Annotated in this window: 11 protein-coding genes, 2 tRNA genes and 1 other RNA gene; 10 read left to right on the forward strand and 4 right to left on the reverse strand. The window is 30.1% G+C overall.

The genetic code is table 11. The features are described from left to right. Positions 1 to 410 precede the first annotated feature (410 nt). Both PVA18_RS02915 and trxB read left to right on the forward strand, forming a co-directional pair. Positions 411 to 1,028, forward strand: a complete 618-nt coding sequence (locus PVA18_RS02915; protein WP_045804537.1) for a peroxiredoxin — start codon at positions 411 to 413, stop codon at positions 1,026 to 1,028. Continuing rightward, positions 1,029 to 1,985 carry a thioredoxin-disulfide reductase gene (gene trxB, locus PVA18_RS02920; RefSeq protein ID WP_045804536.1) on the forward strand — a complete coding sequence of 319 codons (957 nt, stop codon included), beginning with the start codon at positions 1,029 to 1,031 and terminating at the stop codon, positions 1,983 to 1,985. Between the two features lie 763 nt (positions 1,986 to 2,748). Here the strand turns inward: trxB and coaD are convergent. After that, positions 2,749 to 3,237: a pantetheine-phosphate adenylyltransferase gene (gene coaD / locus PVA18_RS02925; RefSeq protein WP_045804535.1), complete on the reverse strand. Its 489-nt coding sequence runs from the start codon at positions 3,235 to 3,237 to the stop codon at positions 2,749 to 2,751. A gap of 175 nt (positions 3,238 to 3,412) precedes the next feature. Between coaD and PVA18_RS02930 the strand changes: the two genes are divergently transcribed. The 8 genes from PVA18_RS02930 (at position 3,413) to PVA18_RS02965 (ending at position 8,769) form a co-directional block, all read left to right on the forward strand. Beyond that, positions 3,413 to 3,485, forward strand: a tRNA-Phe gene (locus tag PVA18_RS02930). 93 nt (positions 3,486 to 3,578) lie between these two features. After that, positions 3,579 to 4,544: a gamma-glutamyl-gamma-aminobutyrate hydrolase family protein gene (locus tag PVA18_RS02935; protein WP_045804534.1), complete on the forward strand. Its 966-nt coding sequence runs from the start codon at positions 3,579 to 3,581 to the stop codon at positions 4,542 to 4,544. Between the two features lie 496 nt (positions 4,545 to 5,040). Then, complete coding sequence (proS, locus tag PVA18_RS02940) at positions 5,041 to 6,315, forward strand: proline--tRNA ligase (protein ID WP_045804533.1); 1,275 nt, start codon at positions 5,041 to 5,043, stop codon at positions 6,313 to 6,315. Beyond that, the gene (locus PVA18_RS02945; protein ID WP_045804532.1) at positions 6,312 to 6,677 is read left to right on the forward strand and encodes a holo-[acyl-carrier-protein] synthase; all 366 of its coding nucleotides are present in this window, start codon (positions 6,312 to 6,314) and stop codon (positions 6,675 to 6,677) included. The genes proS and PVA18_RS02945 overlap by 4 nt, the downstream gene beginning before the upstream one ends. Positions 6,678 to 6,979: 302 nt before the next feature. Then, a tRNA-Asn gene (locus tag PVA18_RS02950) sits at positions 6,980 to 7,051 on the forward strand. 102 nt (positions 7,052 to 7,153) lie between these two features. After that, positions 7,154 to 7,489, forward strand: a transfer-messenger RNA (tmRNA) gene (gene ssrA / locus PVA18_RS02955). Positions 7,490 to 7,511: 22 nt separating this feature from the next. Continuing rightward, on the forward strand, positions 7,512 to 7,985 hold the full coding sequence (locus PVA18_RS02960) for a ClpXP protease specificity-enhancing factor SspB (RefSeq protein WP_045804652.1): 474 nt from the start codon (positions 7,512 to 7,514) through the stop codon (positions 7,983 to 7,985). A 433-nt stretch (positions 7,986 to 8,418) separates the two neighbouring features. Continuing rightward, on the forward strand, positions 8,419 to 8,769 hold the full coding sequence (locus PVA18_RS02965; RefSeq protein WP_045804531.1) for a DUF2793 domain-containing protein: 351 nt from the start codon (positions 8,419 to 8,421) through the stop codon (positions 8,767 to 8,769). Between the two features lie 137 nt (positions 8,770 to 8,906). Here the strand turns inward: PVA18_RS02965 and topA are convergent, their stop codons facing one another. From topA to PVA18_RS02980, 3 genes are all read right to left on the reverse strand, one after another. Then, positions 8,907 to 11,387, reverse strand: coding sequence for a type I DNA topoisomerase (topA, locus tag PVA18_RS02970; protein ID WP_045804530.1), 2,481 nt, complete (start codon positions 11,385 to 11,387; stop codon positions 8,907 to 8,909). 396 nt (positions 11,388 to 11,783) lie between these two features. Continuing rightward, positions 11,784 to 13,175: an NAD(P)H-hydrate dehydratase gene (locus PVA18_RS02975; protein WP_180384224.1), complete on the reverse strand. Its 1,392-nt coding sequence runs from the start codon at positions 13,173 to 13,175 to the stop codon at positions 11,784 to 11,786. 123 nt (positions 13,176 to 13,298) lie between these two features. Then, the gene (locus PVA18_RS02980) at positions 13,299 to 13,592 is read right to left on the reverse strand and encodes a DUF2671 domain-containing protein (protein WP_045804529.1); all 294 of its coding nucleotides are present in this window, start codon (positions 13,590 to 13,592) and stop codon (positions 13,299 to 13,301) included. Between the last annotated feature and the right edge of the window lie 212 nt (positions 13,593 to 13,804).

Genomic DNA, 13,804 nt, shown 5'->3' on the forward strand with positions numbered 1-13,804 from the left:
AAATGTATTTTAGTATACTTCAATTAATATTCAACATTACTGTTATTCATATCATGATTGCACAAATGCATTAATACATCAACTTATTTAAATCTCTAGAAAAATCAAATAAAGACATTAATCTGTGAAAACAGCAGGTACTATCTTAGTAATTTTAATGTATGGTAACAAAATTAAAAATAACTCCAACATTATTAAATGCAATATAAAAAACTTTTTTATTACAACATTTTTATCAAAATAAACATTAAATCAACAATATAAGAATCTTACAGTTAGATTTTAAATGAAAAAATATAAAGCTTCACATTATATAATGTATTTTATTCTTAAATTATAATTGCAAAACCATTAAATTGTAGTATTAAGTGCTATAATGATCGTTGCTATATAATTAACTAGGTAATTTTATGAATCTCATAACAAAACAAGCCATTGACTTTACAGCAAAAGCCGTTATGCCAGATGACAAAATATGTGAATTTAATTTAAAAGAATATGTTAGTGGTAAATGTGCTATTTTAATCTTTTACCCAAGAGATTTTACGTTTGTATGCCCTACAGAAATTATATCTTTGCATAACAGGATACCTCAATTTATGGAAAAAAACACTGAAATTATTGGTATCAGCACAGATTCAGAATTCTGTCATAGTCACTGGCGTAATATTAGTGTAAACAAAGGTGGAATTGATAAGATTAGCTTCCCGTTAATTGCAGATGATTCGCATTTCATTTCCAGTAACTATGGAGTATTACACAATAATAGTATTGCATTAAGAGCAACTTTTATCATTGACGATAACTTTATAGTACGTCATCAATCAATAAATGATCTCCCCATAGGTAGAAATGTAGACGAACTTTTAAGAATAATAGATGCAATAAAACATCACCAACTTCATGGAGAAGTGTGCCCAGCTGGATGGATACAAGGAGATCCAGCAATGGAAGCATCACAACATGGTATTGAAGATTACTTAAAGTCACATATAGATAATCTTGAAAAAAGCACTATGGATAAATAAATGACACAAACATACAATACAAAAGTCTTAATCATAGGCTCTGGAGCAGCAGGATGTACTGCTGCTATATATGCTGCTCGTGCAAATTTAAAACCTATATTAATAACTGGGATGTGTCCAGGAGGACAACTTACAATCACTACAGATGTTGAAAATTTTCCAGGTTTTGCCGATGCAATACAAGGGCCAGATTTAATGGAACAAATGAAACAACAAGCCCTTAACTCTGGAGCTCAGGTTATATCTGACGAAATAAAAGAGATATGTTCAGATGTATATCCTTTTAAATGTATAGGAATATTTGGTGATCAATACATCACAAATAGTATTATAATTGCAACAGGAGCTCAGGCAAAGTGGCTTAATATAAAAAGCGAAGAAATTTTTAAAGGGAGAGGTGTATCTGCATGTGCTACATGTGATGGAACATTTTTTACTGGTAGTGATGTTGCCGTAATAGGAGGAGGTAATACAGCTGTAGAAGAGGCATTATATCTAACAAGGCATGCAACAAAGGTGTTTTTGGTTCATAGAAGAGACAAGCTACGAGCTGAACATATAATGCAAGAAAGGTTATTCAGCAATAATAAAATACATGTTATATGGGATAATATTGTAGAAGAAATATTAGGAAATAAAGAAAGTGGTAACGTAGAAGCTATAAGATTAAAATCTGTAAAAACTGGAGATATCACTACTATTTCTGTAAAAGGAGTATTTGTTGCTATAGGACATACTCCAAACACACAAGTACTTAAAAATAAAGATAACAGCAATATAGTAGATTTAGATAACGATGGATACATTATTACCAAACCTGGTAGTACAGTAACCAGTTATCCTGGTATTTTTGCTGCAGGTGATGTACAAGACAAAATATATAAACAAGCTGTCGTTGCAGCAAGCTCCGGATGCATGGCTGCGTTAGAAGCTATTAAATTTTTATCAGAACAATAAAAATTCATTAATTTTCAATGAGATATAATAAACTATATATCATACTAAACTTGGCAGGACAGTAATTAGTTATCCTGGTATTTTTGCTGCAGGTGATGTACAAGTAAAATATATAAACAAGCGTCATTGCAGCAAGCTTTGGATGTATAGCTGTACTGAAAGCTATTAAACTTTTATCAGAACAATAGAAATTCATTATGTTTTAAAAAAAAGATAACTAGTACAACCTTTCACCAAATATGAAAATTTGTAAAATTAAGCATTCTTTACATAAACTTTATTATATCATTATTATATTCGTATATACATTTCTAGATAATATCAATTTTAGAATTTGCTGCTGTTACTTCTCTTTAAATCTTACTCTTTATACATAACTTAAATAACACCACTAAATGTTGCGTAATTTAATTTTTGATACAGCTGTATACATGATTACATAAAAATCTAGACCTTATACAGAGTATGATCATTAACATTTTAGATATATCACCCATTAATATATTATACTACCAACATTCTATGATTATACACGTCTATATCTTCTTTTCTTTGTTTCATATTGTATAATATACCTTAGAATTACTGATTATGTATTTTGATACATCCCACTCATATACACAATTATTTGTCACAAATATCAACATATGAAACTATAACTTAATTTTTTACACTTTTATAGAAAATCATAGCAAGTTGTTTCGCTTACCAATATAGCATAGCTAGTCAAAAAGCAAGGTTATAATTAAAGGTTAACAACTATTTAATTAGCATTTTGATAGAAATCTTTTAAACATTTCTGCACATTTGTAGGAACAAAAGCACTAATATCACCGTTTAAACGTGCTATCTCTTTTACAAAACTTGAAGAAATAAATTGAGTATCTTCTGAAGCCGGTAAAAATATAGTTTCAATTTGAGAAGTAAGCTTATAATTCACCCAACTCATTTGAAATTCATAATCAAAATCAGATATAGCTCGCAATCCCCTGATAATAATAGATGCATTGTTTCTCTGAGCAAAATATACTAATAGTCCATCAAAAATCACAGTATCTACTATCATATTCAGTAATTTTATTTCATGCTCTATTAATTCTGCACGAATTTCAGCAGAAAAAATAGTCTGTTTTGTGCAATTCCTAGCAACCCCTATAATTAACTTATCAACTAAGTTATAAGCTCGCTTGATAATATCAATATGACCAAAAGTAATGGGATCAAAAGTACCAGGATATATACCTACCTTCACAGAAAATCATTATTGAATAAAAGTATATTCTATCACAATGTACTATTAATTTAAGCTTATATTTTCACTTGAATGGGTGATATTTATAATATATAATCCATAGACTTATATTAAATTACAGGCTTGTATTAGCATATTATTAGATATCATCTCTGTAATACAATAATATAGTACTGGCTTGATAGCTCAGTCGGTAGAGCAAAGGACTGAAAATCCTTGTGTCGTTGGTTCAATTCCAACTCAAGCCACTTATACATATTCCTTATGTTTCAGAGTTTAGTTAAGTCTTTATGATATATTTATCATATAGTAGGCATAGTTAATAGTTTTACGGAGACTAAATGCGTTATTTTATATTAATATTATCCTTTCTATTGTCCATATCAGCAGTTGCATTAGAAACAGTACAAAATAAAATGGTTGTCGGTTTTGTACGCACAGAAAAAGAAACTTATCCTGAAGAATGGACGTTTTCAAACAACATTGCTGAAATGCTAGAAAAACTAGGGGCAGAAGTTGTACTACTTGACTACAATGCAATATTAGATTTTAAAAAAATAAAAAATGAGTCTTTAGAAGAGGCTAAAAACGATATGTCCCTCTTAGAACAAATAGAAGCTAACAAAATCCAGGATGCAGTTCACAATTTCATTAAACAACATAAAATTAATAGAATATTTATTCCTGGAAATTACTATAACGTAGACACTGAACCTTATTCACCAACTCCAAACAGACAACTTGTAACTAATGCAATTGTAAAAATTGTAGAAAGTAATCCAAATATCCACTTAATAGGAGTATGTGGAGGGCTACAAGGTATAATGCATGCAGTTGGAGTAGAGGTTATCAGAGTGAAAAAGATAATTGCATCTAAAGAGGCTATAGCTGCACACTCTATTTCAATGCCAGATCCACATAGAAAAGATGTAGGACTCCACAGATTACGAGTTGTACCTGGAAGCAGGTTATCAAGTATCATTTCTAAATATACCAAGCCAGACGATAATGGATGGATTTCAATATATTTTCCAGATGCACATGGAGGAGTAGTAAACAACAGTCAAGAAAATATACAAAAAATAGAATCTCTTGGATACAAGATAGTAGGGTTTTCTGATGATGGCATCATTGAAGCAATTGAAGATAAACATGGAAACATTTTATTTCAAGATCATCCAGAAGCCTTAGCAATTAATGCGATAAAAGGATCTGAGCAGGACATTAAGGATGATAATGATATAAGAAGACGCCAAGCAACTTTATCAGCAATTGCTATTATTAATGATTTCCTTTACAGACACTAAATGTGAATTACAGGTATGACATTTATCACTGCGTGATTTATGTTAATACTTAATGCTTTTTATTATAGTAGAGATAAGCATAGTAAACAACTAACACTTTTTTAAGTAAAGTGATACCACCTTCTTACAGCAACAATATAGCATTTTTTAACATTACTTGAAAAAAATCACTTAATCATGAGTGAAGATATGCTCTATCTTAGATAAATTAATAAAATTTATGTTATTTTTTAAGAAAAATAATATATTTAATACTACTATCTTAATACAAGCAGTACTCTTCAACAAATATACAATTTTTCTATGAAATCTTATAATCTTCTTATGCTATTTTCAGCACAACAAATACTAGAATTTTCAGTACTAAGTTACTACTTCCCAAAACAAAGAAACATAAAAATTATTTTACATAACAATGCTCATCACAATTGACTATTGAACATATATATGATACGTGGTATTCTTGCTTTGATCTTATGTTAATCAATACTTATTAATGCGTTTATCAAACTATTATGCACCTACATTAAAAGAAACATCAGCTGATGTATCAGTGATATCACATAAATATTTAATACGCGCAGGACTTATTAGGCAAATTGCTTCTGGTATATATACCTGGCTCCCATTAGGTTTAAAGATACTAAGAAACATTGAAAATATTATCAGAGAAGAAATGAATAAGTCAGGAGCTCTAGAAGTATTAATGCCATTAATACAACCAGCAAGTCTATGGAAAGAGTCAGGGAGATACGATGATTATGGATCTGAAATGTTACGCATTACAGATAGAAATCAACGCGAAATGCTTTTTGGGCCAACTCATGAGGAAGTGATTACTGATGTCTTAAGAACAACACCGATAAATCATAAAGATCTACCACTAGTTTTATATCAAATACAATGGAAATTTCGCGATGAGCTACGTCCAAGATATGGGATAATGAGATGTAGAGAATTTTTAATGAAAGATGCATATAGTTTTGATAAAGATTTAAATGATGCTATTTCATCCTATAACTTAATGTTTAAGGTTTATATACAAATTTTTAAAAAGCTAGGTTTAACCCCAATAGCAGTTAAAGCAGAACCAGGTCCTGTAGGAGGAACCTTAAGTCATGAATTTCATGTATTAGCAAATTCCGGAGAGAGTACTTTATACTATGACCAGGATATTATTGATCTAATGAATAGCGATAGTATTGATATTGAAAAAATAAAAAATACTTATACTGCAGCAGATCATATGATTGATCCTAGAACTTGTCCTATCCTACCAGATAAAATAAAAATAAGCAAAGGAATAGAGATAGGCCATATTTTTTATCTAGGAGATAAATATTCAAAACCAATGAATGCCAATTTTTGTGATAACAACAATAACAAACCTTTACAAATGGGATGTTATGGCATAGGAATATCAAGGTTAGTAGCAGCAATAATTGAAGTATCTCATGATAATAGAGGTATTATCTGGCCAGAACAAATAGCTCCATTTAAGTTTTCCTTAGTAAATCTATATTCATCAAATGATAAATGTAAAAAAGTTTCTGAAAACCTACATATACAACTACATGACGATATTTTATACGATGATACAGACGATAGCCCTGGTATTAAGTTAGCAAGGACAGATCTATTAGGTATGCCCTGGCAAATTATAGTTGGAAAATCAACAGTAGAACAAGATCTTATTGAAGTAAGGAACAGATCAACAAAAGATACATTTGTAATTTCTATTGAACAATTTTTAAAACAATTTAAGAAATGATACTAGGTATTGGTACAGATATTGTTTATATCCCACGTATATCGAATTTATATAAAAAATTCGGTACTAAGTTTCTTAAGCGGGTATTCAATGAAAAAGAAATAGAAGATAGTAAGAAATATACAAATTTCGATGCACAAGTAAGACATTTTGCAAAACGTTTCGCAGCAAAAGAAGCTTATGTGAAAGCATTAGGGACAGGTTTTGGCAAATCAATAAAAATGTCAGATATTATAATATCTAATAACTTATATGGAAAACCACAAATTACTATAAATAATAATAGCACAAAACATAAAATTGAATTATCAATTAGTGATGAAAAGGACTATGCTATCGCCTTTATAGTTCTATATATATAGAGTTACAATACATACTATATATACAAAAAGAGTCAAATACTATAAAACATAGGTAATTTGTGTAACAAATTAAACATCTGCGAGCATAATCTTAATATTACAATAACTCTCCTTATTACATGATTAGAAATTAACAAAAAACACTACAAATCATGCTTATCACCAGAACTACCTTATATCTCATAGCATTTATTATGTATTAAAAACTTACTACTTAACATAATTCCACTTTTAAGTACTACAATTATTATCAAATTTTTGTTGCATGTAAGGAATACAATATGTATATTGTATATGTTTTTTCCTCGGTAGCTCAGTGGTAGAGCACTTGGCTGTTAACCAATTGGTCGCTGGTTCGAATCCGGCCCGGGGAGCGTGTTATTTGCTTTCGATATTCTTCACAAAGCTTGTGATAACTCTAGTTATCGTTAATATTCATTATATTTTATTACTATTTTAAAAAGATATTATGTAAATCTATTGACTTATATAAAATATAGTATTACAATATGTAGCGTGCTTTAGCACTATGGCAATAAAGGCATCTTAGAATAGATGTATTGGACCCGAGGGCAGTGCTCGGCATCTCCACTTTTGGCTATGGGGGGATGAAACAGGATCGACATGCATAATAAAGGGGATAGTTTTTGCTCGGTGAGACAGCAGCCGTTTAAGTGTTCAAAATTTATAAATGCAAACGATAATTTCGTTTTTGCTAACGATAATAATAGCAGTGCTAACTTAGTAGCTGCTTAGTTTTATTATTAGCGCGGTTTTTTTAAGGGTTTTCCGGGCAACAGAAAAACCCTTGTTTATATGACCAGAAACTTATTTATGAATAATGTAATAGAATATCAAAAACTTATGCATGCTGCTATCTGTAGCGTTATCAAGGATGCTTTAACTATTATAGCACAGTCGCCACATCCTTATAATGTGCACATTGCTATATCCTTTCTAACACATTACAAAGGGGTAATATTACCTGATCATGTAAAAAACAATTACCCACGGGAAATTACTATAATACTACAACATCAATTTAGAAACTTACAAGTGTTTAACAACAGTGCTAGTGTAATGTTGAGTTTTCAAGGTAAAGAAGAAACAGTTATTATCCCATATCACTCTATTATTAAATATATAGATGTCCACCAAGGTTTTGCCCTTGATCTTGAGCAATACATTAGCAATAATATAGAAGAATTAGAAGATTGTAATAATGATGCTGACCATGCTAATGAAGAGAGTGATAAAAAATGCAATCAGGATAATATTATCTTTATCGATACATTTTTAAAAAAATAAAATTTTTATGCTTTACTACAACAAGTTTACCGGTGTATTATCCTATTAGCGCCTTCAATCATCTTACTGAAGTGGAGTTTATCTTACCATATGCTTCCCCTTTATATCGTTACGTTTTTATATTACTAGAGTTACTATACATGTGTATTTAATATTACAAATACAAATTTCTATACACATTGTACCTGGAATTTACTAAATATAACATATTAACATGCTTTTTCAGAAAATAACAAATACATACTGCCAATATTATGTCTTTAAAATTTTATTACTATGCATAAAACCACAATGAAAAAAATCACTTTTTTGTATCACAGAATATGTTAATAAATACAATATTATAAAACTATTAAGTAGCATTTTCATCTTATTGAATCCATCAAGTGTAATTTAACCAATATCAGCACATTATTTTAAAGGAGACAAGTATATGGTGACACAATCCATCAATCTTAAATTCAATTTAGTCATACATAATCAAGCACACAAGGAAATCACTGTAAATGAAGCTTTGATAAAAATAGATATGCTCATGAACAATTGTATTTTAGAATTACAATGTAATACTCCGATAAAAGAAATATCTTCTGGAGATATGTACATTATTGGACCTGTACCAACAATTCAAGAATGGAAAAACAAACAAAACTATGTAACGTATTACTATATCAATCAATGGTACTTCATACAGCCGAATACAGGTTTAACCTTATGGGTAAAAAGTAAAAATCAGCTTTACACATATAGCAATGGACAATGGATATCTAGTTATAGCATATAAAAAACATGTATTCTTATACAGATTTTCACACTAATTATAATAATAATCATGTCTAAAAAAGTTTTACCAGATTACTGTAATTAAAAAATTACATCCCTTACAGATGCAGTATTATATGCACTGACTATTACTATACATCATGTTTCATTTAAGAGCCTATATTTTTCTGATATAAGCTTAATAGCATCCGGCAAAGATATTTGGTCAACGTCTATATCCTTTTTTAAAGCAATATTCAACTTAGCGTATTTTAAATAAAATCCATACCTACCTTTACATAAAAATACTTCATTATTATCTTCAACAACACCTAGGGATTTTATAACCCCATTAGTAGAATTATTTGTAATAATATTAATCGCATCTTCAACACTAATATCTAAAAAATTACGCTCATTTTTAATTGAAAAATACTTACCTTCATACAATATATATGCCCCAAATTTACCTAATCCTAATTTAACTTCTTTACCAGTATCTGGATGAATTCCTAAACTTATAGGTAGACTTAATATTTTCTCTGCCATTTGTAAATCTAATGAATTGGCATCCATACTTTTTGGAATAGCTGCACGTTTACCATTTTTATCACTACCAACCTGTAAATAAATTCCATATGGGCCTTTCTTGAGACATATATCTTCTCCTGTCGTAACATCAATACCTAAAACTTTAGGATACTGTATATTATCCGTATCATCAATAATATCACCTCCAACATTCTTTGTATATTTACACTCTGGATATTTAGAACACCCCAAAAAAATACCATTCTTACTAATATTAAGCTCTAATGTTCCATCACTGCATACAGGACATGTTTTACCAGATTCAGATTTATCAGAAGAAAAAATATAATTTTCCATAGCATAACTAATAACTTTCAATATTTCAGTAAATTCCAATTTTTTTACTGAATTAACATTATCAATAAATAAAAACCAGAACTGATGTAGTACTTCTTTCCAATTAATTTTTCCATTAGATATCAAATCCAGTTTCTCTTCAAGATCAGCAGTAAAATCATATTCTACATAACGACTAAAAAAGTTAACAAGGAAAACGTTTACTATCCTACCTCTTTCTGTTGGAAAAAACCTCTTTTGATTTAATACAACATATTGTCTATCCTGCAATACAGAAATAATAGATGCATAAGTCGAAGGTCTGCCTATCCCTATTTCCTCCATTTTTTTTACTAAACTTGCTTCATTATATCTAGCAGGAGGGATAGTAAAATGCTGATGAGGAATAACTTCATTCAAAGGACACCTATCACCTACATGAAGTAATGGTAACATATTATTTTTATTATCATCATCTTCACTGTAACCATATACCTTATAGAATCCATCAAAAAACAAAGAGGATCCTGTTGCACGTAAAGTTACTACTTTATCTAATGACTCTAGTTCTGCCACAACTTGATTAATCACGGCAGAACTCATCTGGCTAGCAACAGTTCTCTTCCATATAAGATCGTAAAGCCTGAGCTGTTCTGGAGTTAAATAGTTTGATAAGCTATCAGGAGTAATTGTAATATTCGTTGGCCTAATTGCCTCATGTGCTTCTTGAGCATTTTTTACTTTTTTAATATATTTGCGAGCAGATTCTGCTAAATACTCTTTACCAAACATAGAAACAATGGTACTTCGAATATGCTCCAATGCTTCATCTGCAATATAAAACCCATCTGTCCTCATATAAGTAATTAACCCGATGATTTCCCCACCAACATCAATTCCTTCATAGAGTTTCTGGGCAATAATCATAGTATTTTTTGCACTAAACCCAAGCTTGGTTGATGCTTCTTGTTGCAAGCTTGATGTAATAAAAGGAGGATAAGGGTTTCGCTTTGTATGCTTTTTTTCAACATTTACAACAGAATAACCACGAGATTTCACTTCCTCGGATAATTTTTGTGCATCTTTTTCATTTTGAATATCAAATTTCTCTAGTTTTTTACCAGAATAACAACTCAAAACTGCAGAAAACTGTTTTCCTTCTATATTGCAACACTTAGCTTCAATATCCCAATATTCTTGTGTAACAAACTTCTCAATATCACTTTCTCTATCACATATCAACCTTAAAGCAACGGATTGCACCCTACCAGCAGATTTACTTCCTGGAAGTTTTCTCCATAATAAAGGGGATAATGTAAAGCCAACTAAATAATCCAATGCCCTACGTGCTTGCTGTGCATACACAAGATCCATATTTATACTTCTTGGATGTTTTATAGACTCAAGAATAGCATTCTTCGTTACTTCATTAAAAACCATTCTATTAATTACAACATTATTATCAATGGCATTATTTTCTTTCAATACTTCTACAATATGCCATGCTATTGCTTCACCTTCACGATCTGGATCAGTTGCAAGATAAATATTTTGAGTTTCTTTATTAGCTGCCTGAATTAATTTATTTACATATTTTTCTGATTTATTAATGATTTCATAAGTCATAGCAAAGTCTCTATCTGGATCAACAGAACCACTTTTTGCTGGAAAATCCCTAATATGCCCAAATGATGCAACTACTTTATATTTGCTACCTAAATATTTACCTATAGTTTTTGCTTTAGATGGGGATTCTACTATAATTAAACTCATTATTACACCCTAAAATTACTATTTAACAAAATCATTCTTGTTATGCTTCATACAAGAGATAAGCATTATTACTAACGATAATTGTGAAAAGAATTTTAAATTTACTGTAGAGGTATACCAGAAAAAAAGAACAAGGTATTCTACATCACATATATTTAAAAAACACTTCAATACCATACTCCATCACATATATTTAGTATTTTTTTTCTATTTTACAAGAACTATAATAACAACAATTACTATTAATTCCTTTCATAAAGTAATACAATATTCCTAGAAAAAAACGTACAATACCTTATATACATGTTCTGATATCATAAAAAACACTTAAAATAATTGAAAATACCATACCCCACATATGTTATAATTATTCAATATATTCAAAGATTACTAACCTTAACTAAACAATTTTTTTAATACTTGAGGTATTTGCAGTATTATATCATCCGCAATCAATCCAATCCCATACTCTCTAGCACACTTTGTATGTATCCATACTCCACAACACGCAGCATCAAATGGGTTCATACCAGAAGACAGCAACCCACCAATAATTCCAGATAATACATCTCCACTCCCTGCCGTAGCCAAACTAAATGGGGCATTATTTACTACAACATTACCCATAGGATCAGCAATTATAGTGTCTGGACCTTTTAAAACTATAACAGCTTTTGACAAGCTTGCTGCTTTCTTTGCCATTTCTATTTTACTACCAGTTAAAAATGGGAATATACGCTTAAATTCCCCTTCATGTGGAGTTATGATAACATTATGCTTAATTTTAGAAAAAAGAACTTCATAAGAATCAGAAAATACTGATATAGAATCAGCGTCTAGAACACAATTTTGTTTACTGAGAACATCCATAGTACGCTGTCTAGTAATTTCACTGATCCCACATCCCGGACCTATTATAATAGATGTAATTCTATCATCATTAATTACATCATCATAAAGCTTATACATAATTGATGTTAAACAACTTGCATAGAATGCAAAAGCATTACTGTCACAAGCAATGCTTACTATACCAGACCCTACCCTTAACGCAGACATTGCAACAAGTTTTGAAGCCCCTATAGATTTGTTCCCAACAGAACATACTAATGTGTATCCTCTAGCATATTTATTTGTTATATACTCTAACTTAGGTATTGCATTTTTCCATAAAGCAGGAGTATTTTTACGTATGGTAACTTTACTGTAATCAATGCCGATTCCAATATCTACAACATGCACTTTGCCAGAATAACTAGAACCAGGAAATAAAACATGTCCTATTTTTAATGTAGAAAAAGTTATAGTAACATCAGCACGTATTGCACAACCCATTACTTGACCGGTATTACAATTTATACCACTAGGAATATCAACTGCAACAACAATCTTATCATTAGAATTATTAATATAGCTAAATATACATGATAAGTCCTCAGGTATATAGCGTGATAACCCTATTCCAAATAGTGCATCTATAATTAAGCAGCTCTGAGAATTAACAATATTATCATAAGTTAATGGTACTACCCAGTCTTCATCTATATCAACAGTAGAATTATATAACATTAAAACTACTGGCCACCCACAAGCTTTTAGCATCTTTGCAGCAACAACACCATCTTTGCCATTATTACCAGGACCAGAAATTACTACTACAGGCTGCCTTGGGAAGAGGTTAAATATAGCATCACCTACAACCTTTCCAGCTCTAGAAATAAGTTCATCAATGGCTACACCACAACTTTCTTCAAAAGAAACAACTTGTTGACCATTTAGAACTACCATAAATATCACTTTCTAATTGATATATTTGAATAATATACACTAATAAAAAGGTAAGGATTACTTTATGTTAAATTTTGTATACAGATTTATACCACACTCTTTCAACTTATTCAATTATAATAATTAGTTTGATTTATTCTTCTTTTTCTTGGTTTCAGTAGCAAATTTAATACGCTCAAACTCTCTTCTTTTCTTATGCCAACCATATTGATACATTGCTATTTTATTTTCTATTAGTGCTATAGTACCGTCATAATATACAACCATATCCATACCCTTTTTCTGAGCTTCAAGGAACTTTTCTCTATACCTATCACGATATGCTGGATCATTTAGTACAGAATAAGTAGCATTACTTGACTTATTAAAAGTATCTGCCACTTGTTTCTTTATTACATCATACGTGTAAAAACTCATTGTTATTACTACCTCACCATAATTAACTATATTATTAGTTCTTATATAACTCCCTAATGATGTTAATTATATCATATAACCACAATAAAACGATATAAAATTATATATATATCATGTTTTTTAGGAAAAGTGTTGTTAATTTGCCACGCAATGATATACTAATAATTGAATAAAAACTCAAATTAAATGAAAAACAGGATTATACTAGTAAT

The sequence above is a fragment of the Ehrlichia muris subsp. eauclairensis genome (genome assembly GCF_051097115.1).
GTDB classification, from domain to species: Bacteria; Pseudomonadota; Alphaproteobacteria; order Rickettsiales; family Anaplasmataceae; genus Ehrlichia; species Ehrlichia muris.